The 26,905-nt window shown below is 63.6% G+C and carries 24 protein-coding genes and 1 tRNA gene; 15 read left to right on the top strand and 10 right to left on the bottom strand.

Translation table 11 applies throughout. From position 1 onward, the window contains the following. Positions 1-39 precede the first annotated feature (39 nt). Entirely contained in the window at positions 40-1,773 is a 1,734-nt protein-coding gene (ggt, locus tag FJ527_RS01215) for a gamma-glutamyltransferase (RefSeq protein WP_140821290.1), read from the top strand. 81 nt (positions 1,774-1,854) lie between these two features. Here the strand turns inward: ggt and FJ527_RS01210 are convergent, their stop codons facing one another. Beyond that, positions 1,855-2,196, bottom strand: a complete 342-nt coding sequence (locus FJ527_RS01210; RefSeq protein ID WP_015319229.1) for a hypothetical protein — start codon at positions 2,194-2,196, stop codon at positions 1,855-1,857. A gap of 271 nt (positions 2,197-2,467) precedes the next feature. Between FJ527_RS01210 and FJ527_RS01205 the strand changes: the two genes are divergently transcribed. From FJ527_RS01205 to FJ527_RS01195, 3 genes are read left to right on the top strand one after another with little or no spacing between them, the layout of a single operon-like run. Then, positions 2,468-3,394, top strand: coding sequence for an ABC transporter substrate-binding protein (locus FJ527_RS01205; RefSeq protein WP_015319228.1), 927 nt, complete (start codon positions 2,468-2,470; stop codon positions 3,392-3,394). Beyond that, on the top strand, positions 3,387-5,435 hold the full coding sequence (fhuB, locus tag FJ527_RS01200) for a Fe(3+)-hydroxamate ABC transporter permease FhuB (RefSeq protein WP_140821288.1): 2,049 nt from the start codon (positions 3,387-3,389) through the stop codon (positions 5,433-5,435). The genes FJ527_RS01205 and fhuB overlap by 8 nt, the downstream gene beginning before the upstream one ends. A 28-nt stretch (positions 5,436-5,463) precedes the next feature. Then, positions 5,464-6,324 (top strand): alpha/beta hydrolase-fold protein, encoded by an 861-nt coding sequence (locus FJ527_RS01195; protein WP_140821287.1) that lies wholly within the window; start codon positions 5,464-5,466, stop codon positions 6,322-6,324. A gap of 9 nt (positions 6,325-6,333) precedes the next feature. On the opposite strand, the gene FJ527_RS01190 is transcribed toward FJ527_RS01195, so the two are convergent. The 3 genes from FJ527_RS01190 to FJ527_RS01180 all read right to left on the bottom strand — a co-directional run bounded on the left by FJ527_RS01190 (position 6,334) and on the right by FJ527_RS01180 (position 8,350). Further along, positions 6,334-6,768: a hypothetical protein gene (locus FJ527_RS01190; protein WP_015319225.1), complete on the bottom strand. Its 435-nt coding sequence runs from the start codon at positions 6,766-6,768 to the stop codon at positions 6,334-6,336. A gap of 461 nt (positions 6,769-7,229) precedes the next feature. After that, positions 7,230-7,305: transfer RNA gene (locus tag FJ527_RS01185), tRNA-Phe, on the bottom strand. 172 nt (positions 7,306-7,477) lie between these two features. Continuing rightward, positions 7,478-8,350 carry a helix-turn-helix domain-containing protein gene (locus tag FJ527_RS01180; RefSeq protein WP_140821285.1) on the bottom strand — a complete coding sequence of 291 codons (873 nt, stop codon included), beginning with the start codon at positions 8,348-8,350 and terminating at the stop codon, positions 7,478-7,480. A 104-nt stretch (positions 8,351-8,454) separates the two neighbouring features. Between FJ527_RS01180 and FJ527_RS01175 the strand changes: the two genes are divergently transcribed. The 5 genes from FJ527_RS01175 (at position 8,455) to FJ527_RS01155 (ending at position 14,666) form a co-directional block, all read left to right on the top strand. After that, positions 8,455-9,726, top strand: coding sequence for an ABC transporter substrate-binding protein (locus FJ527_RS01175; protein WP_140660714.1), 1,272 nt, complete (start codon positions 8,455-8,457; stop codon positions 9,724-9,726). Between the two features lie 94 nt (positions 9,727-9,820). Further along, positions 9,821-10,681: a sugar ABC transporter permease gene (locus FJ527_RS01170; RefSeq protein ID WP_140614692.1), complete on the top strand. Its 861-nt coding sequence runs from the start codon at positions 9,821-9,823 to the stop codon at positions 10,679-10,681. Further along, positions 10,678-11,514 (top strand): carbohydrate ABC transporter permease, encoded by an 837-nt coding sequence (locus FJ527_RS01165; RefSeq protein WP_015316253.1) that lies wholly within the window; start codon positions 10,678-10,680, stop codon positions 11,512-11,514. The genes FJ527_RS01170 and FJ527_RS01165 overlap by 4 nt, the downstream gene beginning before the upstream one ends. 8 nt (positions 11,515-11,522) lie before the next feature. After that, positions 11,523-12,602 (top strand): sn-glycerol-3-phosphate ABC transporter ATP-binding protein UgpC, encoded by a 1,080-nt coding sequence (gene ugpC, locus FJ527_RS01160; RefSeq protein ID WP_140614691.1) that lies wholly within the window; start codon positions 11,523-11,525, stop codon positions 12,600-12,602. Positions 12,603-12,638: 36 nt separating this feature from the next. Beyond that, positions 12,639-14,666 carry an aldo/keto reductase gene (locus FJ527_RS01155; RefSeq protein WP_140790426.1) on the top strand — a complete coding sequence of 676 codons (2,028 nt, stop codon included), beginning with the start codon at positions 12,639-12,641 and terminating at the stop codon, positions 14,664-14,666. A gap of 17 nt (positions 14,667-14,683) precedes the next feature. On the opposite strand, the gene FJ527_RS01150 is transcribed toward FJ527_RS01155, so the two are convergent. Further along, the gene (locus tag FJ527_RS01150; protein WP_140821283.1) at positions 14,684-15,559 is read right to left on the bottom strand and encodes an AraC family transcriptional regulator; all 876 of its coding nucleotides are present in this window, start codon (positions 15,557-15,559) and stop codon (positions 14,684-14,686) included. Between the two features lie 249 nt (positions 15,560-15,808). Here FJ527_RS01150 and FJ527_RS01145 point away from each other — a divergent pair, with 249 nt between their 5' ends. From FJ527_RS01145 to FJ527_RS01120, 6 genes are all read left to right on the top strand, one after another. Further along, entirely contained in the window at positions 15,809-17,275 is a 1,467-nt protein-coding gene (locus FJ527_RS01145) for an alpha-glucosidase/alpha-galactosidase (protein ID WP_140821281.1), read from the top strand. 103 nt (positions 17,276-17,378) lie between these two features. Continuing rightward, positions 17,379-19,460, top strand: a complete 2,082-nt coding sequence (locus tag FJ527_RS01140) for an ABC transporter substrate-binding protein (RefSeq protein ID WP_140821279.1) — start codon at positions 17,379-17,381, stop codon at positions 19,458-19,460. 134 nt (positions 19,461-19,594) lie between these two features. Further along, complete coding sequence (locus FJ527_RS01135; protein WP_140821278.1) at positions 19,595-20,602, top strand: ABC transporter permease; 1,008 nt, start codon at positions 19,595-19,597, stop codon at positions 20,600-20,602. Beyond that, on the top strand, positions 20,603-21,739 hold the full coding sequence (locus tag FJ527_RS01130; RefSeq protein ID WP_140821276.1) for an ABC transporter permease: 1,137 nt from the start codon (positions 20,603-20,605) through the stop codon (positions 21,737-21,739). 10 nt (positions 21,740-21,749) lie between these two features. Beyond that, complete coding sequence (locus FJ527_RS01125; RefSeq protein ID WP_140821274.1) at positions 21,750-23,417, top strand: ABC transporter ATP-binding protein; 1,668 nt, start codon at positions 21,750-21,752, stop codon at positions 23,415-23,417. Positions 23,418-23,436: 19 nt separating this feature from the next. Beyond that, positions 23,437-24,807 carry an alpha-glucosidase/alpha-galactosidase gene (locus FJ527_RS01120; protein WP_140821273.1) on the top strand — a complete coding sequence of 457 codons (1,371 nt, stop codon included), beginning with the start codon at positions 23,437-23,439 and terminating at the stop codon, positions 24,805-24,807. A gap of 11 nt (positions 24,808-24,818) precedes the next feature. On the opposite strand, the gene yacG is transcribed toward FJ527_RS01120, so the two are convergent. The 5 genes from yacG to FJ527_RS01095 all read right to left on the bottom strand — a co-directional run bounded on the left by yacG (position 24,819) and on the right by FJ527_RS01095 (position 26,904). After that, positions 24,819-25,016, bottom strand: a complete 198-nt coding sequence (gene yacG, locus FJ527_RS01115; protein ID WP_023772777.1) for a DNA gyrase inhibitor YacG — start codon at positions 25,014-25,016, stop codon at positions 24,819-24,821. Continuing rightward, a complete protein-coding gene (locus tag FJ527_RS01110; protein WP_015316264.1) occupies positions 25,013-25,639 on the bottom strand; it encodes a Maf-like protein in 627 nt (208 codons plus the stop codon). The genes yacG and FJ527_RS01110 overlap by 4 nt, the downstream gene beginning before the upstream one ends. 24 nt (positions 25,640-25,663) lie before the next feature. Then, positions 25,664-25,882 (bottom strand): translation initiation factor IF-1, encoded by a 219-nt coding sequence (gene infA, locus FJ527_RS01105; protein WP_006329283.1) that lies wholly within the window; start codon positions 25,880-25,882, stop codon positions 25,664-25,666. Positions 25,883-25,969: 87 nt separating this feature from the next. After that, positions 25,970-26,431 (bottom strand): low molecular weight phosphatase family protein, encoded by a 462-nt coding sequence (locus tag FJ527_RS01100; RefSeq protein ID WP_140614683.1) that lies wholly within the window; start codon positions 26,429-26,431, stop codon positions 25,970-25,972. After that, the gene (locus FJ527_RS01095; RefSeq protein WP_015316266.1) at positions 26,419-26,904 is read right to left on the bottom strand and encodes a UPF0262 family protein; all 486 of its coding nucleotides are present in this window, start codon (positions 26,902-26,904) and stop codon (positions 26,419-26,421) included. Before FJ527_RS01095 ends, FJ527_RS01100 begins: the two co-directional genes overlap by 13 nt. Between the last annotated feature and the right edge of the window lies 1 nt (position 26,905).

Raw genomic sequence — 26,905 nt, 5'->3', positions numbered from 1 at the left:
AGTAGCTCTTCTAGGCAAGCACCACTTGGAGAACCCGCCATGCATCTCACCCGTAGGACATTGATCGCCCTCGGTCTTTCCATCGCCTTCGCCTTTTCGCCATCGGCTTTCGCCGCGTCGCCGGCACCGGCCAAGGGCGAGAACGGCATGGTCGTCACGGCCCAGCATCTGGCTTCCGAAGTCGGCGTCGAGGTGTTGAAAAAGGGCGGCAATGCCGTCGATGCGGCGGTCGCCGTCGGCTATGCCTTGGCCGTCGTCTATCCCAATGCCGGTAATATCGGTGGCGGTGGCTTCATGACCATCCGCTTCAAGGACGGCAAATCGACCTTCCTCGATTTCCGCGAGCGGGCGCCGCTTGCCGCGACCAAGACCATGTATCTCGACAAGGACGGCAACCCGGTGAAGGGCGCTAGCCTGGACGGCTATCTCGCGGTCGGCGTACCAGGCTCGGTGGCTGGTTTCGAGATGGCGCGCCAGAAATATGGCACCTTGTCCAGGCAGGACCTGATGGCGCCGGCGATCGCCTATGCCAGAGATGGGTTCGTCCTCAACCAGGGCGATGCGGCTTCGTTCGCCGGCAGCGCCGAAAGGTTGGCGAAGGACCCAGCGGCGGCGGCGGCCTTCCTCAAAACCGATGGCAAGCCCTATGGCGTCGGCGAGAAGCTGGTTCAGCCCGACCTTGCCGCGTCGCTCTCGGCCATTTCCGAGAGAGGTCCCGATGCCTTTTACAAGGGCGCCATCGCCGACGCCATCGTCAAGGCGAGCGGCGCCAAGGGCGGTATCCTGGCCAAGGGTGATTTCGAACAATACGCGGTGCGCGAGTTGAAGCCCGTCACCTGCTCCTATCGCGGCTACGAGATCATCTCTTCGCCGCCGCCGAGCTCAGGCGGCGTCATCATCTGCGAAATCCTCAACGTGCTGGAAGGCTATCCGCTGTCCTATCTCGGCGCCGGCTCGGCCGAGACCGTCCACGTCATGGTCGAGGCGATGCGCCACGCCTATGTCGACCGCAACTCCGCGCTCGGCGATCCCGATTTCGTCGACAACCCCGTCTCCAGGCTGCTGGACAAAGCCTATGCCAAGGACATCCGCGACAAGATCGATCCGTTCCGCGCCGGCGTGTCGCAGGATCTAATGCCGAAGGGCTTCGGCGAGTCGAAGGAGACGACGCATTATTCGATCATCGACAAGGACGGCAACGCGGTCGCGGTCACCTACACGCTCAACGGTTCGTTCGGTGCCGGCGTGGTCGCCGACGGCACCGGCATCCTGCTCAACAACGAGATGGACGACTTCACCCAGAAACCCGGCGTGCCCAACCTCTATGGCCTCGTCCAGGGCGAGGCCAATGCCATCCAGCCGAAGAAGACGCCGCTGTCCTCGATGAGCCCGACCGTGGTGGCCAAGGATGGCAAGCCGTTCATGGTCATCGGCAGCCCAGGCGGCTCGCGCATCATCACCATCACGCTGGAAGCCATCGTCAACGTGATCGACCACGGCATGAACATCCAGGAGGCGATCGACGCGCCGCGCATTCATCACCAATGGCTGCCCGATACCGTCTATGTCGAGCCGTTCGGCCTTTCGCCGGATACAGAAAGACTGCTGGCCGGGATGGGCTATCGCCTTGATCTCAGTGACCAGAGCTGGGGCCAGGCGGCGGGCATTCTCGTCGGCGGCAAGAGCCTGGCGGAAATCGAGAAGGGCGGCGGCGCGCGCTACAATGGCGCCATCGACAGCCGCGCGGCAGCCGGCGAAGCGCTCGGATATTGATAGGCCGCAAGACCGTTGCTTTCCGGATGAGGCCGGATTCCGCCTTTCGGGACCGGCCTCCGCCTCATGGCCCGGGAGCCGTCAGGTCACTAGCGTGATGGTCGACGCGATCAGCATCAAGGCGGCGATGCCGACGAACAGCGCATAGATGCGTGGCCGGTCGAGCAGCAGCGCGTTTCCCGATATCCAGGCCGACGTGGCACCGCCCAGCGCGAACAGGAACCCGTTGCGGTGGCCGAAAGTCATCGACGCGGCCATCAAGCCGCCGATGATCAGGGCGCCGAACACGATGATCACGGCGACCGCGTACTTCTCGAAGTCGTTATTGCCGATCCCTGGTCCGATCGCGTTCAAATTCGGCAGGTCGTCCGGATCGAAGGGGTTCGCCGACCCGTATTCGTCTTGACCCATGGATTCTCGCATCACTTGATCTCCGCTGACCGGCAACAAACCATCAACGCCTGCCGAGCGCAACCCGATCACGCTGTGGCGGATGCGCCCGGCACCGCCTCCGGCCCCTTTTCGGGGATAGTTTGCTGACGGATTTTAGGAGCTGTTGCCGGATCGCGTCACCTGCCTTCTTGGGGTTTGTCGCCGCCGGCCTCGTCTTAAAACTTGACTAAGAATATCCTGTTTAATAGTCAACTCGGATTGGTCGCCGGAGACCAGGGCCCCGGGCAACAGGCAAGCCAAGTTGAATACAGATCATCAACCCCGGCCAGGAGAGGTCAATCGTCCGCGCGTCCGGATCACGCGTCGCCACGCGCTCGCGCTGTTCACTCTGCCGTTCACCGGCGTCGTGACGCCAGCCGCGGCCAGCCCGCCGCGCATCGTCTGCCTCGATGACGGCTTGGCGGAGACCTTGCTCATGCTCGGCATCACGCCGGTCGCTATCGCCGACCGTGAGGTCTGGGAAAGGTGGGTTGTGGAGCCGCCGCTGCCGCCCCAAGTCGCCGACATCGGCACGATCCTGGAGCCCAATCTCGAATTCCTGCAACAGCTTCGTCCCGACATCATCCTCTCCATCCCTTATCTCGACGGCATCAAGCCGCTGCTCGAGCGCGTGGCACCGGTGACGACGATCGGCATCTATACGCCGGGCGGTCAGCCCTATCAGCGCGCCATCGAGGCGACCCGGCAATTGGCCAGGCTTGTCGGCAAGGAAAGGGAGGGCGAGGCGCTGATAGCGGCGACGGAGGCGCATTTTTCGACCATCAAGCAGCAGCTGGAACCGCTTTCGGCGCGGCCGATCTATGTCGTCAGCTTCCTCGATCCGCGCAATGTGCGCGTCTATGGCGAAAAAAGCCTGTTTCAGGCGGTGTTCGACCGCATCGGCATCCGCAACGCCTGGGCCGGAGAGACTAATTACTGGGGATTTGCAACCGTCGGTATCGACGGGCTGGCAACGTCTGATGATGCGCGCCTTGCCTATCTCGAACCCTTGCCCGAAGGGGCGGGCGGAACGCTGACCGAGAGCCCGGTCTGGAATGCCATGCCGTTCGTGCGCAAGCGCTCGATCATGCGCCTGCCTGCGGTGCTGATGTTCGGCACGCTGCCCTCGGCGAGCCGTTTTGCCCGCCTGCTGGCCGCGGCGCTGACGGCGGAGACCGCCCGTGGTTGAGCAGGAAGCGATCTTGCCCGACAATGCCGTCCTCGTCCGCGGTCGCACCCCGTCGCCTCGCATACCAGGCGGATATCCCCTGGGCGCGATCCTGCTTTGCGTCGTGCTTCTCTGCGCGGCCGGCGCCGCGACCCTCTCCAACATGAGCGTGCAATTGCCGCCGGCACTCTGGCTGGGGGCGCTCGCAAGCCCCGATGTCGAGGATATCAGGCAGGTGCTCGTCCACTACGCTTTCCTGCCCCGGCTCGCCGTCAGCCTTCTCTGCGGTGCGGCCCTCGGACTGGCCGGGACGGTGCTGCAGCAGGTTTTGCGCAATCCGCTCGCCTCGCCCGAAACCGTCGGCGTCTCGGCCGGCGCCTATCTGGCGCTGGCGCTGGCGACGCTTCTGGCGCCGTCGCTGCTTGCCTTCGGCCGCGAATGGGTGGCGCTTGCCGGCGCCTTCACTGCCCTTGCGGCGGTCCTGGCGCTCTCCTGGCACAAGGGCCTGTCGCCGCTTTCGGTCGTGTTGGCCGGGCTGGTCGTCAGCCTTTATGCCGGCGCCATCGGTGCTGCGCTTGTGGTGCTTCGGCATGAATGGCTGGCCAGCCTGTTCCTCTGGGGCGCCGGTTCGCTCGGCCAGCAGGACTGGTCGGTGACGCGGTGGCTCTTGCCGCGCCTTGGCGGTGCCGCGCTGGCGATCGGCCTCATGGTGCGGCCGCTGACCCTGCTTGGCCTCGACGACGAAGGCGCGCGCAGCCTCGGCGTCCCGCTCGGTGCCTATCGCTTCGCCGGACTGGCGGCGGCGGTCGCCCTGATCGCTTTCGTCGTTGCCGCCATCGGCGTCATCGGCTTCGTCGGCCTTGCCGCCGCCACGCTCGCGCGCATCGGCGGCGCCCACCGGCTAGGCCAGCAACTGGTGATGGCGCCGCTGATCGGCGCGGCACTGCTGTGGGCCGCGGACCAGGGAGTGCAGGTCGCGACCGGGCCACAGGGCGACCTGCTGCCGACCGGCGCGATGACGGCGCTTCTCGGCGCGCCTCTGCTTCTTTGGCTTCTGCCGCGCCTCGCGCTTGGCGCGGAAGCACCGGCACTCGCCGCCGAGCGCTTGCCCAGAACGAAAAGGCCCGGCCTTGTGCTGGCGGCGATCGGCGGCCTCCTGCTTTTGCTGCTCGTGCTGGCGCTGCTCTACGGGCCGGGCACCGATGGTTGGACATTCGCGTCCGGCGATCAGCTGCGGCCCTTGCTGGCCTGGCGGCTGCCTCGAGTGTCCGCGGCACTTGCCGCCGGCGCCATGCTGGCGCTGGCCGGGCTGATGATGCAGCGGCTGACCGGCAATCCGATGGCCAGCCCCGAGGTGCTCGGCATCAGCGCCGGCGCTGCGCTCGGCATGATGGTGGCGCTGTTCGCGCTCGCCGATGCCAGCCGCCCGGTACAGACCCTGGCCGCCACGATCGGCGCCTTCGCCGCCCTTCTGGTGACGCTGGCGATCGGTCGCCGTACCGCCTATGCGCCAGAGCGGCTGCTGCTTGCCGGTGTCGCCTTGACGGCCCTGTTCGACGCGCTGATCCTGGTGCTCACCGCCACGGGCGATCCGCGCGCCATGCTTTTGCTCAATTGGCTCACCGGCTCGACCTACGGCGTCGACGCCGGCTCGGCGCTTCTGACCTCGACGTTTGCCTTTTGCCTGTTCCTGCTCGCACCGTTCTTCCTGCGCTGGTTGGACATGCTGCCGCTCGGCTCCGCCGCGGTGCAAAGCCTCGGGGTCAACCTCAAGGCAACACGGCTGCTGGTGCTTTTGATGGTGGCAGCGCTCACCGCCGCCTCGACCCTGGTCGTCGGGCCGCTGACCTTCATCGGCCTTATGGCGCCGCACCTGGCGTGGCGCCTTGGCCTGTCGCGTGCGCTGCCGCAAGCGATCGGCGCGATGCTTGCCGGCGCGCTGATCATGGTCTGCGCCGACTGGATCGGCCGCACCGCCATCTTCCCGCGCCAGATTCCGGCCGGCCTCGTCGCGACGCTGATCGGCGGCCCCGTCCTGATGTGGCTCTTGCGCCGCCGCTGAGCCTTGTCCCGTGGAGATATCCAAGCCGATGGCGACGCCAGCCTTGATTGCCGACACCACCGTCCACGACTTCGTTGGCAAAAGCGGAGGCGATCCCTGGCGGGTCTTCATCCATGTGCCGTCGGGGCCAATGCCCGAGGCCGGCTGGCCGGTGCTCTACATGACCGACGGCAACGCCGTTATCGGCACTGCGGTCGACGCGATGCGCGCGCAGGCCTTCTATCCCGCCGGCACCAATGTCGGCTGGGGCGTCATCATCGCCATCGGCTACCCCGTCGAGGGCGCCTATGACCCGCTGCGCCGCTCATGGGATCTGGGGCCACCGCCGGGCAGGACCTATCCGCCCTTCCACGAGGGCACGCCGGAAGTCAGGACCGGCGGGGCGGGGGATTTTCTGGCCTTCATCGAAGCCGAGCTGAAGCCGTGGGTCGCCACCCGGACCAGGATCGACGAGAGCCGCCAGGCACTTTACGGCCACTCTTTCGGTGGCCTGTTCGCGCTCTACGCCCTGTTTACCCGCCCGCTCTCATTCAACACCTTCATTGCGGCCAGCCCTGCCATCTATTGGGAAGATCGCGTTATCGACCGCTTTCTCGAAAGGTTCGAAGCCGCTGTTCCCGACGGCCTGAAGGCCGACGTAATCCTGTCGGCCGGAGAGTATGAGACCGAAAAGCTGGCGCCGTTCCAGGTCGGCGCGGAAGACGAGGAAAAGCGCCTGGCGCAGAAAAAGCTCATCCTTACCGACGAATTCGCCAGGGCGATGGCAGAACGCCTCGACGCGCTCCCGGGCCTGCGGGCAAGCTTCGAACTCCATGCCGGCGAAAACCACATGTCGATCCTGCCGGTGACGGTCAACCGGGCGGTGCAGGCGGCGTTCGCGGTGCGGTAGAATTTCTATTCAGCGCGCAGGCGGCAGTTCGAACAGCTTTGCGCCGTTTTCCTGGCCGCGCTCGACATAGCCGATAATGCCGAACCACCTGGCGACGTCGGGCCCTTGGAGCCAACTGCGCGAGTGGATTGGAAGGTTGCCGGCAAGCGCCTGGATATGCCTGATATGCCGCTTGCAGAAACGGACGGTCGAGCCGCGGAAGAAATCCTCCCGCGCGGCGAACAGCGTATCGGCGGCGTCGCTGTTTTCATGCCAGGCGATGATCGCCACGGCCTTCTCGCCCTCGACAAGCGCGTGCGCGCGGCCTTCCTTCAAATTCATCATCAGATTGTCGTAGGCGATCTTGCTGTCCTTGCCGGCCGCCGCGTACTCGTCCGACATCCGCTTGGACAGGCCATGGAAGACATCCTCGAGATCCCCAAGCGTTGCTGCGCGTGCTCTCATTTCACCTCCTGCAGCCCCGGCAGGGAGTTTGCCCTAGGGTTGTGGGATCACCAAGCAAATTGAATCCTCCACAAGCCCGGCGAAGGCAAAGTCGTTCCGTCCATCGATCTTTGTGACAGGGCGGGCACCCGCACCAAGCCGACAGAAGGCTTCGGCCTCCCGGTTCTTTAAGACACAAGGGAACAAGAGCCTGTGGTTGCGGTTAACTGGATATGCCAGCCAAGATCCAAGAACCACAGCCGAAGCCCGGCCCGCAGCCACCCGTCCGTCGGCCGGACAAGGAAGCACCGTCAGAGCCTGAGCATGTCGATCCGCCACCACGAGACGTGCGAGAGGCACCGGCACCAAATCCCGATGGCGACAAGAAAACCTAAGCGACGACACGCGAACGCCGTGCAATAGGCGCATGCGATGATAGCGATCAGGTGGTCACGCCATAAGCGCTTGGATTTTTAAAATGATGGTGCCCAGAGGCGGATTCGAACCACCGACACGCGGATTTTCAGTCCGCTGCTCTACCAACTGAGCTATCTGGGCCTGTTCCGGCTAACGAAAACTCGCGCTCCGGATTTCATGAAGGCACCATGGGCGCCCCTTGAAAGCGCGTGGGTTATAGCATGGGAATCCGGCCTGTCCAGCGCCCAGATGTGGATTTCCCGCAGGAAAAGGAATGTCGCCCGATGGGCTGGTTTCCATGCCGTGCGCCCGCCTATCTGGTGCTTGGCAGCCCCTTGCGGAAGTCGGATGGGGTCATGCCAGCCAGCTTGCGGAAGGATTTGTTGAAGGCGCTGAGCGAGCCGAAGCCCGAGTCCATGGCGACCCGCAGCACATTGGCGTCCTGATGCATCAGAAGCGCCTGCGCGTAGCTCAGCCGCAACAGGTTGACGTATTCGTTGAGCGTCATGCCGGTTGATTTCTTGAACAGGCTCATGGCGTATTTGGGGTGGATATCGGCGGCGGCCGCTATGTTCATGCAATCGATGTCGTAGAGGAAATTTTCGGCGATGAAATCGCACATGCGCCCGACATTGCGTGAGGACTGCTGGTCGAAGGGGCTGCCCGCCTCCTGCCCGGCGGCGTTTTCCGGCACCAGCCGATAGGGCTCGAACCGCACCCGCTCCAGCCGCAGCAGGAGTTCGTTGACGGCATGCTCGGTCTTGGCCGGGTCGCCCGAACGGGCGTAGCGGTTCCAGCGGGCGAAATTGTCATTGTCGGATTGATCGGTGGCGCTTGTCACCAGCGTCGCACCCGTCATCAGCCGGTGGCGTATATCCGCCGGCAGGTGCAGCCGGAAGAAATGCACCAGCGGCAGGTGCGCGCCGGCATAGACGGCGTCGTCGCTCAAATCGTCCATCTGGTGCGGCAGGCCGCCCCAGAACAGGCACATCTCGCCGGCCGAGAGCGAGATTTCGTGCTCGTTCATGCGGTAGTGGACGGAGCCGCGGACGATGAAATTCACCTCGACCTGGGCATGCCAATGCGGCTTCAGCATCACCAGCGGATTGGTGTGGAACATCTGCAACAGCAGCGGCAGGCCTTCCACACTGCTGGCACCAGGCTGGTAAAACGGCCGTTCGGGCATCTTACTTTCCGCCAATTTCGTATTCCCTTTGTCGGGGACAGGCCTTTGCCGGTGCCTAGTCTAGTCAAGCTCGCAGAGAGAGCAAATGAAATGGGAGGATTTCAATGCGCATCACACTGTCCTGCGCCGCGCTAGCGCTTGCCTTGGGCTCAGCCCCGGCCTTCGCGCAATCCGGCGAAATCACCATCTGGAGCTGGAACATCGCCGCCTCGTCGCTGAAGGCAACGGTTGCCGGTTTCAACAAGGTCCATCCCGACATCAAGGTCACGGTCCAGGATCTCGGCAACCAGCCGACCTATGACAAGTCGATCGCCGGATGCGCGGCCGGCGGCGTCGGCCTGCCCGATATCGTGACCATCGAGAACGGCGAGGCCGAGAATTACTGGAGCCAGTTCCCCGACTGTTTCGTCGACCTGCACACGTTGGGCTACACGGCGGAAGACCAGAAGAAATTCCCCGATTTCAAGCGTACCGAACTCGAAGTCGGCGACAAGGCCTATGCCATGCCGTGGGATTCCGGCCCGGTCGCCGCCTTCTATCGCCGCGACTTCTATGAAAAGGCCGGCGTCGATCCGGCATCGATCAAGACCTGGGACGATTTCATCGCCGCCGGCAAGAAGATCCAGGCCGCCAATCCAGGGGTCTCGATGACCAATGCCGATTTCAACGGCGACAGTGAATTCTTCCGCATGATCTCCAACGAACAGGGCTGCGCCTATTTCGCCGAGGACGGCCAGTCGATCACGGTCAACCAGCCCAAATGCGTCGACGCCATGACCAAGGTCAAGGAGATGAAGGACGCGGGCATCGTCTCGTCGGCCGACTGGGGCACCAAGATCACCAACAACACCGCCGGAACCGTCGCAACCCAGGTCTATGGCGGCTGGTACGAAGGCACCATCCGCACCGAATCGGCCGGCGAAAACGGCAAATGGGGCGTCTACCTGATGCCGAGCCTGACCGCGGACGGGCCGCACGCCGCCAATCTCGGCGGTTCGTCGCTCGCCATCACCTCGGCGTCTAAGAACAAGGAAGCGGCCTACGAGTATTTGAAATACACGCTCGGCACCAATGAAGGCCAGATCACCATGCTGAAGGAGTTCGGCCTCGTCCCATCGCTGGTCTCGGCCCTGAACGACCCTTATGTCAGCCAGGGCCAGCCCTACTGGGGCGGCCAGGCGGTGTGGAAGGATATTCTGGGCACCTTGCCCAAGGTCGTTCCGAGCCGCGGCACGCAGTTCCAGAGCGATGCCGAGATCATCGTGCGCGCCGTGCAGACCAAATATCTCGCCGGCGGATATCCCGACGCCAAGGCGGCACTCGACGATGCCGCCAGCCAGATCGCCTCGGCGACTGGGCTGCCTGTCAAGTCCTGAACTCCCAGGACGGGGTCCGGGACGGCAGCTATGTCGTCCTGGACCCGCCGCTTGCACGCTTGCTTTCAACACCAGGGATGAAGGAGGACAAAAGATGCGCGCACGCAATGCCACGGCCTATCGCTTCCTTACGCCCTATCTCCTGATCTTCGCCATCTTCTGGGTGTGGCCGATCATCTCCTCGTTCCTGATCTCGTTCCAGGCGACGCGCACCGTGCCGTGGCGCTTCGCGCCCGGTTTCAACTGGGGCCGGCTGATCGGCGACCCCGCCTTCTTCAACGCGCTGAAGAACACGCTGCTCATCCTCGTCATCCAGGTTCCGGTGATGATCGCGCTGGCCATGGTGATGGCGGTGCTTCTGAATTCGCCGCTGCTCAAGGCGCGCGGCCTCTACCGCTTCGCCTTCTTCGCCCCCGTGGTGGTCGGCGAGGTCGCTTATTCGGCGGTGTTCCGGCTGATGTTCAGCCTCGATTTCGGGATCGTCAACAAGCTGCTGAACAGCATCGGCCTGCCCAAGGTCGACTGGTTTTCCAATGTCACGCCGGCCATGGCGCTGATCATGATCGCGGTCACCTGGCGCTGGGCCGGCTACAACGCCATCATCCTGCTGGCCGGCATGCAGTCCATTCCCGAGGATGTCTACGAGGCAGCGACGCTCGACCGGGTGAGCAAGCTCAAGCAATTCTTCTACATCACCCTGCCGCTGTTGAAGCCGGTCATCGTCTTCTGCGCGGTGCTGTCGATCATCGGCACCATGCAATTGTTCACCGAGCCGTTCCTGATCACCGAGCGCGGCGGGCCGGGCGGCGGCACCGAGACGCTCGGTCTGCTGCTTTACCGCCAGGGCTTCCGCTCGCTCAATTTCGGCTATGCCTCTGCCGTCGCCTACACCATGGCCGGGCTGGCGATCGCCATCACACTGGTGCAGCTATGGCTGACGAGGGAACCGAAATGAGCTCGCTCTCATCGGCAAGACTGAAACGAAGCATCGCACTGCACCTCTTCCTGACGCCGCTGGCGCTGATCTGGTTGTTTCCGCTGTGGATGATGGTGGTGTTCTCGACCATGCCCGACAATGGCATATTCAGCCCGGGCATCGAACTGCTGCCGCGCGGCAATTTCGTCGACAATTTCAACAATCTGCAGCGCGACACAGACTTCGTCGGCGCCATCGTCATTTCCGTTTGCGTGGCGGTGACCTACACCGTCTTGTCGGTGCTGTTGACCTCGATGGCCGGCTGGGCGCTGGCCCGCTACCAGTTCTTCGGTAAAAGCGTGGTCGTGGCCATCATCCTGGGCACCATCACGCTGCCCTATGCGGTGGTGCTGATCCCGCAATTCATCATGGTGGCGCGCGACTTCAAGCTTGCCAACACCTGGGTGGCGCTGATCGTGCCGCCGCTGTTCAATTCGCTGGGCGTGCTGTTCATGCGCCAGAGTTTTTCGATGATGCCGGACGATCTGTTCGATGCCGCCCGCGTCGAGGGCGTCAAGGAGTGGCGGATATTCGTCTTCATCGCCCTGCCGCTGGCGCGGCCGATGCTGGCGGCGCTCTGCATCATCCTGTTCCTCGCCTCCTGGAACAACTATCTGTGGCCACTTCTGATCAACAGCCAGCCGGGTTCGATGACAGCACCCGTGGCGCTCGGCACGCTGATCGGCCTGACCAAAGTGTCGTGGGGCGGCATCATGGCGGGCGCGGTCATGCTGACCGTGCCGATGCTCGTCGTCTTCGTGCTCCTGCAGCGTCATTTCATCGCCGGCATCGCCGCCGGCGCGGTCAAGTAAGGGGCAGAATGGCAACCGTTATCCTCACCAATGTCGCCAAGCGCTTCGGCGCGTTCGAAGTCGTCCACGGCGCCAACATCGACATCGCCGACGGCGAGTTCGTCGTCTTCGTCGGCCCGTCGGGCTGCGGCAAGTCCACGCTGCTCAGGATGATCGCCGGGCTGGAGGACATCAGCGGCGGCGAGATCGCCATCGGCGGCAAGGTGGTCAACGATGTCGAGCCGGCCGACCGCGGCATCGCCATGGTGTTCCAGTCCTACGCGCTCTATCCGCATATGAGCGTCGAGCAGAATCTCTCCTTCGGGCTGCGCATGACCGGCAACCCCAAGGCCGACACCGAGCGGCGGGTGAAGCGCGCGGCCGAGATCCTGCGCATCAGCGAATTGATGGATCGTCGTCCGAAAAAACTTTCTGGTGGCCAGCGCCAGCGTGTCGCCATCGGCCGCGCCATCGTGCGCGAGCCGCAAGTGTTCCTGTTCGATGAGCCGCTCTCCAATCTCGATGCCGAACTGCGTGTCCAGATGCGGGTCGAGATTTCAAGGCTCCACAAGGAACTCGGCGCCACCATGGTCTATGTCACCCACGACCAGACCGAGGCGATGACGCTGGCCGACCGAATCGTCGTGCTGCGCGCCGGCCATATCGAGCAGATCGGCAGGCCGCTGGAGCTCTATGACAATCCCGACAATATGTTCGTGGCCGGCTTTGTCGGTTCGCCGAAGATGAATTTCATCAAGGCCCATATTGTCGGGCGTGATGAAAAAGGGGTCGTGGTCGAGCTGGCCGGCGAGGAGAAAACCCGCATCACGCAACCGTTGAAATGCGCAGGGCCTGAACTGGGTAGCAAAGTCATCGTCGGCGTGCGGCCGGAACATTTTGGCAGCGCCGGTGAAGGCGACGCCGACCTCACCGCCGCCATCGACGTGGTCGAGCACCTCGGCGGCACGAGCTTCCTCTATGCCCGAACGACCCATGGCGAGGATGTGGTGATCCAGCGCGACGCGGCAAAGGTTCCCGACACCTCGGAGGTCACCGTTTCCATCCGCAAATCCTACCTGTTCGACGAAAAGGGGCTGCGGCTGCGCTGACCGGCCGCCCCTTTCCAAGCCCGCAAGGAGAATTACATGACTGCATCAACGCCCATTCGCTGGGGGATTCTTGGGCCGGGCGGCATCGCCAAGGCCTTTGCCGGCGGCGTCGCCGGTTCCCGCACCGGGAAACTGGTCGCCATCGGCGCGCGCAACCCCGGCAAGCCGGGTCTGGCCGAGAGCTTCCCCGGCGCCCGCATCCTCGACGGTTATGACGCTCTTCTCGCCGATCCGGAAATCGACGCGGTCTATATCGCGGTCCCGCATCCCGGCCACGCGCAATGGGCGATCCGGGCGGCGGAAGCCGGAAAACATGTGCTTTGCGAAAAGCCGCTGGGGCTGACCGCGTTCGAGGCCGACGCCATGATGCATGCGGCGCGGAAGGCCGGCACTTTTCTCGGCGAGGCCTTCATGTACCGTCTGCACCCGCAGACGCAGCAACTGGTGGGCCTGGTCAAGTCCGGCGTCATCGGCGAGATCAGGATGATCAAGTCGAGCTTCGGCTTCGCCATGCCTGATTTCATGCCGGAGCACCGGCTCTATGCCAACGACCTCGCCGGCGGCGGCATCCTCGACGTCGGCGGCTATCCCGTGTCGATGGTGCGCCTCATTGCCGGCGCTGCCGCGGGAAAGCCATTCGCCGAACCCGACAAGGTGGTGGGCGGCGCCCACCTTGGCCAGTCCGGCGTCGACGAATGGGCCTCCGCTGTCCTGCATTTCCCCGGTGGCATCGTCGCCGAGGTTTCCTGCAGTATCTCGCTGAACCAGGACAACGTCCTGCGCATCTTCGGCACCAAGGGCCGCATCGAGGTGCCGGACTTCTGGTTCGCCGGCGGCGACCGCGATGTCGGCCTCGGCCGGATCGACGTGATCGGCGCCGACGGCGCGCAAGAGACCATCAGCGTCAACGAGAAGCGCCATGTCTATTCCTTCGAGGTCGATGCCGCCGGCGAGGCGATCCGCGCCGGGCGACAGGAATTCGCCTGGCCGGGGATGGGCTGGGCCGACAGCCTCGGCACCTTGCGCGTGCTAGACAGATGGCGCGCGGCGGTGGGGCTGGAGTACGAGATCGAGAAGGCCTCGCTGCGCACCAACACCATCTCCGGCCGACCTCTGCGGCCCGGCGGCACCGCGATAGGCAAGCGCACCATTCCGGGCCTGCCGAAACCGACCTCCGTGGTGGCGCTCGGCTTCGAGGATTTCCGCACCTTCTCCTCCGGGTCGATCCTGCTCGATGCCTTTTTCGAGGCTGGCGGCAATCTGTTCGACACCGGCTACGTCTATGGCGGCGGCTACACCGAGACGCTGCTCGGCCAATGGCTGAGAAACCGTGGCGTGCGCGAGCAGTCGGTGATCATCGCCAAAGGCGCGCACTCGCCGCTCTGCTATCCCGACGTGATCGCAAAGCAGCTTGCCCAGTCGCTCGACCGTCTGCAGACCGACCATGTCGACATCTATTTCATGCATCGCGACAATCCGGACGTGCCGGTCGGCGAGTTCGTCGACGCCATGGACGCGGAGGTCAAGGCCGGGCGTATTCGCGGTCCCTTCGGCGGCTCCAACTGGACGATGCAGCGCATGGACGAGGCCATTGCCTATGCCGAGCGCACTGGCAAGCAGAAGCCCGGCGCGCTCTCCAACAATTTTTCGCTGGCCGAAATGCTGGAGCCGATCTGGGCCGGCTGCATCACCTCCTCCACCGACGACTGGAAAGCCTGGCTGACATCCAGGCAGATGCCGAATTTCGCCTGGTCGAGCCAGGGACGCGGCTTCTTCACCGACCGCGCCGGGCGCGACAGGCTGGACAGCGAGGAACTGGTGCGGGTCTGGTACTCAGAGCGCAATTTCGGCCGCCGCGACCGGGCGATCGAACTCGCCGCCAGGCTGCGCAAGAGCCCGATCCATATTGCGCTGGCCTATGTCCTCAACCAGCCTTTCCCATCGGTCCCGTTGATCGGGCCGCGCACGCTGGGCGAACTGGACGACAGCCTGCGGGCGCTGGACATCGCGCTTTCGCCAGCCGAACTCGAGTGGCTGGACGGGGGCAGCCTGCACGCGGCCTGATTAGGTCTCAAGCGGCATCAGGTCTCGTCGTCCGACACCCTGGCGCCGCGCCTGGCCGGCGTTCGCAAGCTGGCATACATGCCGGTGGTGCGGAACTGGCTGGGCGTCGTGCCGTAGAGGCGGCGAAAAACCTTCGAAAAATAATTCGCATCCTCGAACCCGCACAGGATGGCCACTTCCTTCACCGGCAGGAAATCGGCCTTGGTCAGCAATTTCGCCGCCCGCTGCAGCCGCTGCTGCAGCACGAACTCGGCGGGCGGCAGGCCTTCGCTCTCGGCGAAGCAGCGTGAGAAATGAGCCCGGCTCAGTCCGCTGATCTGGACAAGGTCCGCCACCGGCAGGGCTTTGTCGAGATTGGCGTTGATATGATCGATGACCGGCTGCATGGCACTCTGTTTTTCGGCAAAGGCGTGCGAGCCGAACACATCGTCGTAGAGCGCCATCGCCGCCTCGTAGGCGATCGCCGAAGCAGCGCCTGGAGAAGCGGCCCCTTTGATAAGACGCAGACTGCAATCGGCAAGATGATCGATCGTCGCCGGCTGCAGCCGAAAGACCGGTCCCGACACGTCGAGGATCGACTTGTGGACGCGCAACGCCTCCTCGCCGTTCATCGAGATCCAGAAATATTCCCAGCGCTCGCCCCTGGCCAGCCAGTAGCGGTGGTTGTGCGGCACCAGCACCAGCAGCGTGTCGTTCGTCTGCAGGCGGTAATCGCGGTTTTCGTAGCGCAACCGGCCGGTACCGCCGATCGTATGCTGCAGGACGGTGAACGGTGTCTGACCGCGCTTTCGCCCGTCCCAGTCATAGGTCACGTCCTCGCGCACCTCATAGCCCGTGCTCGTCGGCATGGCATGCAGGCGCTGGCGGCCGCGCGGCAGCGAGACGGTCCGCATCGACTCTCCGTTGGCGATCAAATCCCGCAGCACAAAATTACCCCTGAAAGCATAATCCTTCTCTGGTCGCGCCCGCGAATAAGCGCATAATCGCGCCTCGACGAACGCGAATAGCCCGCGAACGAGGAGCGGGCGGGAGGAGAGAAAAGCCGGATTCCGGCTTGAATGGCATGCGCCCAAAAGGCGTGTGGCCATCTTTCTTCCCTTGCTGCTCCTTGCCTAGCATTCGATTGGACCGAGGTGAAGGTGATGAGTTTCAAAATCGCTATTATCGGCGCCGGCAGCGTCGGTTTCACGAAGAAGCTGTTCACCGACATATTGTGCGTGCCGGAATTCAAGGACATTGAATTCGCGCTGACCGACGTCAGCGAGCACAATCTCGCGATGATCAAGGCGATCCTCGACAGAATTGTCGAGGCAAACAATCTGCCAACGAGGGTGACCGCGACGACCGACCGCCGCAAGGCGCTCGAGGGCGCGCGCTACATCATCAGCTGCGTGCGGGTCGGCGGCCTCGAAGCCTATGCCGATGATATCCGCATTCCCTTGAGATACGGCATCGACCAATGCGTCGGCGACACGATCTGCGCCGGCGGTATTCTCTACGGTCAGCGCAACATTCCGGTGATCCTGGATTTCTGCAAGGACATCCGCGAAGTCGCCGATACCAACGCCAAATTCCTCAACTATGCCAACCCGATGGCGATGAACACCTGGGCGGCGATCGAATACGGCAAGGTCGACACGGTCGGTCTCTGCCATGGCGTCCAGCACGGCGCCGAGCAGATCGCCGAGGTGCTGGGCGCGAAATCGCCACGGGAACTCGACTATGTCTGTTCCGGCATCAACCACCAGACCTGGTTCATCGATTTGCGGCTGAACGGCCGCAAGATCGACAGGGATGAGCTAATTGCCGCCTTCGAGGCACATCCGGTCTATTCCCAGCAGGAAAAGCTGCGCATCGATGTGCTGAAGCGCTTCGGCGTCTATTCGACCGAAAGCAACGGCCATCTCTCCGAATATCTGCCTTGGTACCGCAAGCGCCCCGACGAGATCACGCGCTGGATCGACATGTCCGACTGGATCCATGGCGAGACCGGCGGCTACCTCCGCTATTCCACGGAAACCCGCAACTGGTTCGAGACCGAATATCCGCAATTCCTCGAAGCGGCATCGAAACCGATCGACGCGTCAAGGCGCTCGAACGAGCATGCGAGCCACATATTGGAGGCGCTGGAAACCAACCGCGTCTATCGTGGCCACTTCAACGTCAGGAATGACGGCGTCATCACCAATCTGCCACGGGACGCCATCATCGAGTCACCCGGTTTCGTCGATCGTTTCGGCATCAACATGGCCGCCGGCATCACGTTGCCGGAAGCCTGTGCCGCTACTTGCATGGCCTCGATCAACGTCCAGCGCATGTCGGTCCACGCGGCGATATCTGGCGACATCAATCTTCTGAAGCTTGCCGTGCTGCATGACCCGCTGGTCGGCGCGGTGTCGACGCCGGAGGAGGTCTGGCAGATGGTCGACGAAATGGTCGTCGCCCAGGCGCAATGGCTGCCGCAATATGCCCATGCGGTTCCGGCAGCCAAGGAGAGGCTGTCGAAATCCACGGTCAAGACGCGGGAATGGGCCGGAGCCGCGCGGCGAAGCGTGCGCTCGATCGAGGAACTGCGCGCCGAAAAGGCCGCGCTGAAACAGGCCGTCTGAGAACCGGGCGCGGCGGCGGATCCACGGGAGGCGGATCCACCGCAGCCTGCCGTCCAGGCCAAATACGAGCAGCAGCAAACGTCTGAATACGAGGGAAGAGACAATGAGCAACCTACGCAGCATTGGCATTGCCGCCGGACTGGCGCTGAGCGTCTCCGTTCCGGCGCTCAACGCTTTCGCTTCCGAGCCGACCGTCCCACCGGTTCCGGCGACGTTTCCGGCCGAGGGCAAGATCAAGTACGTGCCGCGCGACTCCATCCTGGAGTTCAAGGCGCTGCCCGACTATCACGAGCCCGATTGGGTCACGGAAAAATACGTCAAGGCCGGCAAGCTGCCGCCGGTGAAAGGTCGGCTGCCGAAAGAGCCGCTTGTCTTCAAGACCGCCAACATGCCGGACGGCGTCGGCGTCTACGGCGATACGATGCGCCATGTCATCGGCGGCCGGCCCGAAGGCTGGAACTACGGCGCCGGCCAGACCCAAGGGTGGGGCGGCATCGACATCGGCCTTTCCGAGTGCCTGACGCGCACCGCGCCGCTGTTCCAGGTCGAGGCGAAGGACACCGAGCCGCTGCCCAATCTCGCCAAAAGCTGGGATTGGTCAGCCGATGGCCACAAGCTGACCATGCATCTCGTCGAAGGTGCCAAATGGTCGGACGGCGTGCCGTTCAACGCCGACGACGTCATGTTCTACTGGGACGACGAGGTCATGGATCCCAACGTCTCGCCGCTCAATGGCGCCACCCAGGAAACCTTCGGCGTCGGCACGACGCTGAAGAAGATCGACGACTACACGGTCGAATGGACCTTCAAGGACGCCTTCCCGAAACAGCACCTCTACGCAATGGCCTATGGCACCTTCTGTCCCGGTCCCGCACACATTTTGAAGCCGCAGCACCCGAAATATTCGAAGAACACCTACGACCAGTTCAAGAACGCTTTCCCGCCCGAATATATGAACATGCCTGTCATGGGCGCCTGGGTGCCGGTCGAATATCGGGCCGACGACATCATCGTCATGCGCCGCAATCCCTACTATTGGAAGGTGGACGAGAAGGGCAACCAGCTGCCCTATCTCAACGAGCTGCATTACAAACTGTCGACCTGGGCCGACCGCGACGTTCAGGCGGTCGCCGGCGCCGGCGACTTCTCCAACCTCGAGCAGCCGGAAAACTTCGTCGCCTCGCTGAAGCGCGCGGCGGAGGCGAACGCGCCGGCGCGCCTGGCCTTCGGCCCGCGGCTGATCGGCTACAATCTGCGCCTGAACTTCTCCGCCAATGGCTGGGGCAACCCGGACGAGCGCGGCCAGGCGATCCGCGAACTGAACCGCAACGAGGATTTCCGCAAGGCCGTCACCATGGCGCTTGATCGCAAGGCGCTGGGCGATTCCCTCGTCAAGGGGCCGTTCACCGCCATCTATCCAGGCGGCCTTTCCTCGGGCACCAGCTTTTATGACCGTAAATCCACCGTCTACTATCCTTTCGACCTCGAGGGCGCCAAGGCCGAACTCGCCAAGGCCGGTCTGAAGGACACAGACGGCGACGGCATCGTCAACTTTCCGGCCGGTACCGCCGGCGGCAAGAACGTCGAAATCGTAATGCTGGTCAACAACGACTACACGACCGACAAGAGCCTCGCCGAAGGCGTGGTCGCGCAGATGGAGAAGCTTGGCCTCCGGATCGTGCTCAACGGGCTTAACGGCACCCAGCGCGATGCCACGCAATATTCAGGCCGCTTCGACTGGCTGATCCGGCGCAATGAGCAGGAGCTGACCTCCGTGGTGCAGAACACCGTGCAACTCGCTCCGGTCGGTCCCAAGACCAGCTGGGATCACCGCGCGCCGGAAAGCGGCGAGGTCGACCTGATGCCTTTCGAGAAGGACCTCGTCGACATCGTCAACAAGTTCGTCTCGTCGGCGGATAACAACCAGCGCGCCAGTCTGATGCGGGACTTCCAGAAGATCTCGACCGAGCACGTCTACAATGTCGGCCTGACGGAATATCCCGGCGCCTTGATCGTCAACAAGCGCTTCTCCAACATCCCGCAGGGCACGCCGATCTTCATGTTTAACTGGGCGGAGGATTCGATCATCCGCGAACGGGTCTTCGTCGCGGCCGACAAACAGGCGAAATACGAATTGTTCCCCGAAGAGCTTCCCGGCAAGCCTGGAGACAAGGGCCCGATGTAAGTTTAAGGGCCGATGCAAGTTTACCTCCCCTGACAGAGAGACACCCGGCCGCGTCGATGGCGCGGCCGGGACAAACCAACCCTCCGAACGCCCCTCCAGGGGAGCGTCCGGCGAGATGAGGAAGCGGACCGTCCATGCTGCGATTCCTGCTCATGCGCATAGCGTCGGCAATCCCGGTTCTCGCTATTTTGAGTCTCGTCACCTTTGCCATCATCCAGGCGCCGCCTGGCGATTATGCCGATTACATCCGCTCGCAGCTGATCAACCAGGGCGGAGCCTCCTTCGCGGAGGCCGACGCACAGGCCCAGGCCTATCGCGTCGAACACGGCCTCGATAAGCCGCTGCCCGTCCAGTATCTCAACTGGATCGGCGGCGTCGTCACCCGCGGCGATTTCGGCTACAGCCTCTATTACAACAAGCCGGTGGCCGAGGTCGTCGGCGAGCGCCTGCCGCGCACGCTGCTGCTCGCGCTGGTCTGCCATCTGCTCGCCTCGGTGCTCGGCATCACTTTCGGCATATGGGCCGCGACCCGGCAATACACCTGGATCGATTCCACGCTGTCGGCCATCGCCTTCCTCGGCATGACGGTGCCGCGCTTCCTGATGGCGCTGATCATCGTCTATCTCCTGGTCTTCCAGTTCAACGTGTCGGAGATCGGCTCATTCTTCTCACCGCAATATGGCGGCGCGCCATGGTCGTGGGCCAAATTCGTCGACCTGGTCAAGCATGTCTGGCCGGTGGTGGCGATCGCCACCTTCGGCGGCCTTGCCTACAATATGCGCGTCATGCGCGGCAATCTGCTCGACACGCTCAACGCGCAATATGTCGAGACAGCCAAGGCCAAGGGCCTGACGGGCAGCGCCGTCGTCATGCGCCACGCCGTGCCCAATGCCTTGCATCCGCTCGTCATGTATCAGGGCGTGGTGCTGCCATACATGCTGACCGGCGAGATCGAGACGGCGATCATCTTCGCGCTGCCGACCGTCGGTCCGGCGATCGTCGGTTCGATGGCGGTCGGCGACGTCTATGTCACAGCCACCTTCATGATGGTGCTGTCGGCGACGCTGATCGTCGGCAACATCATCGCCGACATGCTGCTCGTCCTGCTCGATCCGCGCGTGCGCCAGTTCGGGGAGGGCTAGATGCTGGCGCGAGAGCCTTCACCACCGCCACTGCCGGCCGAGCGAGCCACAGTAGCGCCCGCACGCGGCAATGAGAGCTACATGGCGCTTGTCTGGCGCCGGCTGAAGCGCTCCTGGACCGGGATGGCTGGGCTTTGGCTGGTCGTGCTGCTGCTGGTGATGGCCGTGTTCGCCGAATTCCTGGCGCCGATGGATCCGAAGGCGACCGATGTCGGCTTCGCCCCGCCGCAGCTGCCGTCCTTCCACGACAAGGACGGCAATTTCGTCGCGCGGCCGAGGGTCTACGCGCTGGCCGATTCGGCCGATCTCGATCCGGTGACCTTCCAGCCCATCGTCGGCCCCGACTACGATCACCCGCGACTGCTCGGCTTCTTCGTCGAGGGCGCGCCTTACAAGCTCTTCGGGCTGATCCCGGCGAACCGGCACTTGTTCGCCTCGACGGACGGCCAGCCGGTGCATTTCCTCGGCACCGACAAATTCGGCCGGGATGTGCTGTCGCGCGCCATCCATGGCTCGCGCGTCTCGCTCATGATCGCGCTGACGGTGGTCTTCATCATCACGGTCATCGGCACCACTGTCGGCATGGTGTCGGGCTATTTCGGCGGCCGGTTCGACGTCTGGATGCAGCGCTTCGTCGAACTGGTGCTCGCCTTCCCGCAACTGCCGCTCTATCTGGCGTTGACGACGCTGATCCCTGTCACCGCCCCGACCAATGTGTTCCTCGGCTTTGTCATCATCGTCATGTCGGTGTTGGGCTGGGCGCAGATGTCGCGCGAGGTGCGCGGCAAGACACTGGCGCTGGCGCGCATCGAATATGTGCGCGCCGCCATGGCGGTCGGCGCGACAGACCGGCGTATCATCCTGCAGCACATCTTCCCCAATGTGATGAGCCACGTGATCGTCGCCGTGACGCTGGCGATCCCGACGGTGGTGCTGCTCGAATCCTTCCTCGGTTTCCTCGGTTTTGCCGTCAAGCCGCCGCTGATCTCCTGGGGGCTGATGCTTCAGGACACCGCGACCTATTCCGTCATCGGTACCTATCCCTGGATACTGTCGCCGGTCGGTTTCGTGCTGGTCACCGTCTTCGCCTTCAACGCGCTCGGCGACGGCCTGCGCGATGCCGTCGATCCGTATTGAGGGGACAGGAATGACCGTCGTACTCGCCGAGCCCTTCGCACCAGCCTTTCGCCTCGACCATGATGGGCGCCAGGGAGAGCCCGTCATCGACGCCCGCAACATCGAGGTCGCCTTCAAGGTCGAGCACGGTACCGTCGAGGCGGTCAAGGACATATCGTTCCAGCTCTATCGCGGCGAGACGATCGCGATCGTCGGCGAATCCGGTTCCGGCAAGTCGGTGACGGCGCGCACCGTCATGGGCCTGCTGTCGCGCCGCGCAACCGTGTCACCGAAATCGAGCGTCTGCTATGACGGACAGGACATTCTGAAATTCCCCGAGAGCGCCCGGCGCAAGTTGCGCGGCAATCGCATCTCGATGATCTTCCAGGAGCCGATGAGCTCGCTCAACCCGATTTACACGGTCGGCAGCCAGATCGTCGAAGCAATACGGGTGCATCGCAAGGTGAGCCGCAAGCAAGCCTGGGCGCGGGCGCTGGAACTGCTGCGGCATGTGCAGATTCCCGAGCCCGAGGCGCGGCTCAAGCAATATCCGCACCAGCTCTCGGGTGGGCAACGGCAGCGCGTGATGATCGCCATGGCGCTCTCCAACGATCCGGACGTGCTGATCGCCGATGAGCCGACGACCGCGCTCGACGTCACGGTGCAGGCGCAGATCCTCAACCTGATCCGGAATCTGCAGAAAGAGCTGCGGATGGCGGTGATCCTGATCACCCACGACCTCACCGTGGTGCGCAAGTTTTCCGACTACGTCTATGTGATGCAGCATGGCGAAATGTGCGAGCACAACGTCACTGAACGCTTGTTCGCCGATCCGCGGCATCCCTACACGCAGCGATTGCTTGCTTCCGAACCAAGAGGACGGCCGCAACCGTTGCCCGCGGGCTCTGGCACCATCCTCGAAGCGAATGGCGTGCGCGTCTGCTTCATGCTGCGCCACGGCACGTTCTTGAAGCCGGACTGGCGTGAACTGGTCGCGGTCGACGACCTCGACCTCAAGCTTTGCCGCCATGAGACGCTTGGGCTGGTCGGCGAATCCGGCTCCGGCAAGACCACGTTCGGCCAGGCGCTGCTCCGGCTGACCGAAGCGAAACGCGGTGAGATCCGCTTCGATGGCCAGCCGATCCATGGCCTGTCGCGAACGCAGATGCGGCCGCTGCGGTCGCGCATGCAGATCGTCTTCCAGGACCCGTTCTCCTCGCTTAACCCACGCATGACGATCGGCCAGATCATCGAGGAAGGGCTGGTCGTCAACGGCATCGGCGCAACGCGCCGCGAGCGGGTCGAACGGGTGCGCGAGGCGTTGGTCAGCGCGGGCATGCCGGGCGATATCCTGTCGCGGTTTCCGCATGAATTTTCCGGTGGCCAGCGGCAGCGCATCGCCATCGCCCGGGCCATCGCGCTCGAACCCGAATTCATCCTGCTCGACGAGCCGACATCGGCGCTGGATCTCTCCGTCCAGGCGCAGATCATCGACCTGCTGCGCAAGCTGCAGGACGAGCGTGGTCTGAGCTATCTCTTCATCTCGCACGACCTCAAGGTGGTGCGGGCGCTCTGCCACCGCGTCATCGTCATGCAGCACGGCAAGATCGTCGAGCAGGGACCCGTCGACCAGGTCCTCACCAATCCCAAGACCGCCTACACCGAACGGCTCGTCAGGGCCGCTTTCGACGTGGCCTGAACAGATGCCGGAGGTTAACGTGGCAAGACATCCCAGGATCACTTTCATCGGCGCCGGCTCGACGGTGTTCATGAAGAACATCGTCGGCGACGTGCTGCAGCGCCCGGCACTTTCGGGCGCCACGATCGCGCTGATGGACATCAATCCGCAGCGGCTGGAAGAAAGCGCCGTCGTCGTCAACAAACTGATCGCCACACTCGGCGTCAAGGCGATGGCCGAGACCTACACGGACCAGCGCAAGGCGCTGGCGGACGCCGATTTCGTCGTCGTCGCCTTCCAGATCGGCGGCTATGAGCCCTGCACCGTCATGGATTTCGAGGTGCCGAAGACATATGGCCTGCGCCAGACCATCGCCGACACGCTCGGCGTCGGCGGCATCATGCGCGGCCTCAGGACCGTGCCGCATCTGTGGAAGATCTGCGAGGACATGCTTGCCGTCTGCCCGCGGGCCATCATGCTGCAATATGTCAACCCGATGGCGATCAACACCTGGGCGATCTCGGAGAAATATCCCGAGATCAGGCAGGTCGGGCTGTGCCATTCGGTGCAAGGGACGGCGATGGAGCTGGCACACGATCTCGACCTTCCCTATGACGAGATCCGCTACCGCTCGGCCGGCATCAACCACATGGCCTTCTACCTGCAGTTCGAGCATCGCCAGCCGGACGGATCCTATCGCGACCTCTATCCCGATCTCGTGCGGGCCTATCGCGAAGGCCGCGCGCCGAAACCCAGCTGGAATCCGCGCTGTCCGAACAAGGTGCGCTATGAGATGCTGACGCGGCTGGGCTATTTCGTCACCGAGAGCTCGGAGCATTTCGCCGAGTACACGCCCTATTTCATCAAGGACGGCCGCCCCGATTTGATCGAGAAATACGGCATTCCGCTCGATGAATACCCCAAGCGCTGCGTCGAGCAGATCGAGCGTTGGAAGGACCAGGCGCAGGCCTACCGCTCGGCCCAGCGCATCGAGGTCGAAGAGTCGAAGGAATATGCCTCCTCGATCATGAATTCGGTCTGGACCGGCGAACCGTCGGTCATCTACGGCAATGTGCGCAACAATGGCTGCATCACCTCGCTGCCGCGTGATTGCGCCGCCGAAGTGCCGTGCCTGGTCGATGCGTCCGGCATCCAGCCGACCTATATAGGCGACCTGCCGCCGCAATTGACGGCGCTGATCCGCACCAACATCAACGTACAGGAACTGACGGTGCGGGCGCTGATGAGCGAAAACCGCGACCACATCTATCACGCGGCGATGATGGATCCGCACACCGCGGCCGAACTCGATCTCGACCAGATCTGGTCACTGGTCGATGATCTCCTGGCCGCACATGGCGACTGGCTGCCGGCCTGGGCGCGCGTCAAACGCAAGAACGAAGCCGCCTGACCGGCGCTCGTCTACTTCGGCTCGTCGGCGTCCGGTTCTTCCTCGTCGTCGCGGGCCGAGATGACATAGGCACCCTTCAGCCAGCGGTTGAGGTCGATGTCCTTGCAGCGCGTCGAGCAGAATGGATAGGTCTCGCGCGCCGATGGCTTGCCGCATTCCGGGCACGGGCGCTTGGGCCGCAGGGGCGTGACCTTGTCGTCGAGGCTCATGGTCGCGCGGACAACCAGTTTTGATGCGTCTTGAAACCTTCGCCCGACAGCAGCGCCACCGTCTCGTAGAGCGGCAGGCCGACAATGTTGGTGTAGGAGCCGACGAGCTTGACGACGAAGGCGCCGGCCAATCCTTGCACGGCATAGCCGCCGGCCTTTCCGCGCCATTCGCCGGACGCGACATAGGCGTCGATCTCCTCGCGCGGCAGCCGCTTGAAACGCACCCGCGTCTCGACCAGTCGCTGGCGCAGTTTGCCGCCCGGCGTGATCAGGCAGATGCCGGAATAGACTCGGTGCGAACGTCCGGACAACAGCCCGAGGCAGTTGGCGGCGTCATCCAGCGTCTCGGCCTTGGGCAGGATGCGCCGCCCGACGGCGACCACCGTGTCGGCCGCCAGCACGAAGCTCGGCGCATGGTCCGTCTCGGACTTCAGCGACGCGAACGCCTTCTCGGCCTTTTCCTTCGACAGCCGTTTGGCCAGCGAGCGCGGATGCTCGGCACGCAGCGGCGTTTCGTCGATATCGGCTGGCAGGATGCGGTCCGGCTCGATGCCGGCCTGCTGCAGGAGTTCGATGCGGCGCGGCGAACCCGAGGCAAGCACCAGCTTTTGCAAAATGCTCATCGCTTTACCGGCCGGGTCTTGATCTTACTTGAAGCGGTAGGTGATGCGGCCCTTGGTCAGGTCGTATGGCGTCATCTCGACCAGAACCTTGTCGCCGGTCAGCACGCGGATGCGGTTCTTGCGCATGCGGCCGGCGGTATGGGCGATGATCTCGTGTTCGTTTTCGAGCTTCACCCTGAACATCGCGTTGGGCAACAATTCCGTGACGATACCCGGAAACTCGAGGACTTCTTCCTTCGGCATTCGATACCTTTGCATGGATGGCAGTTCCAGCGCCCCGGCTGGAATTTCGGCGGAACCTATATGATAATCTGTCGCTTGTGAACACGCTTAATCGCCAGGCCTCGGAACGGTGAACCGGCTGTAGATCCGGGCTTTCAGCCGCTCGCGCACGTCGCGATAGCTGGCCATGATGTGTTCGCGCGTGCCGCCGGCATCGGTCGGATCCGGCGTCGGCCAGTATTCCACCTCGACGGCAAGCGAGCGCGTGAGTTCGAGCGCGGCATGGTGGGCCTCCGGCGCCAGTGTCACGATCAGGTCGAAATAGTCGTCCTCGAGATCGTTCAGCGTCCTTGGATGACGCTCACCCAACGACAGCCCGTCCTCGGCAAGCACGGCATCGACGAACGGGTCGCGCTCGCCGGCGCGCACGCCGGCCGAGGCGACGAAGACGGTGGCGGGCAGCATGCGGCGCGCCAGCTGCTCGGCCATCGGCGAGCGGACGGCATTCATGCCGCACAGGAACAGAACCGAGCGGGGCAGGGCGCCGGGGGCCAGGATCAGCCCCGCCAGTGCAGCACGCAGACCAGCGTGAACAGCCGTCGCGCCGTGTCGAAGTCGATGTCGATCTTGCCGGAGAGCCGATCCATCAGCGTCTGCGAGCCCTCATTGTGCAGGCCACGGCGGCCCATGTCGATCGCCTCGATATGGCTCGGCGTCGAGGAGCGGATGGCGTCGTAATAGCTCTCGCAGATCATGTAGTAATCCTTGACGATGCGCCTGAGCGGCGTCAGCGACAGGATGTGGGTGACGACGGCGGTGCCGTCCTCGCGCGCCACGGCAAAGACCAGGCGGGACTCGGCCAGCGACAGCTTCAGCCGGTAGGGACCCGCACCGCTGTCGTTGACAGGCTGAAAACTATTCTCCTCGATCAGGTCGAAGATCGCCACCGCCCGCTCATGCTCGACATCGGGCGTCGAACGGCCGATCGACTCATCGAGTTCGACATCGATCAGTTTTGCGCGGGTTTGACCGGAGCCCGTCATA

Origin of the sequence: Mesorhizobium sp. B2-4-18 (genome assembly GCF_006441385.1) — a bacterium.
In the GTDB taxonomy this organism is placed as follows: Bacteria; Pseudomonadota; Alphaproteobacteria; order Rhizobiales; family Rhizobiaceae; genus Mesorhizobium; species Mesorhizobium australicum.
Note: the sequence above shows the minus strand (reverse complement) of the source record. Positions and strands in the feature narration are given on the sequence as shown.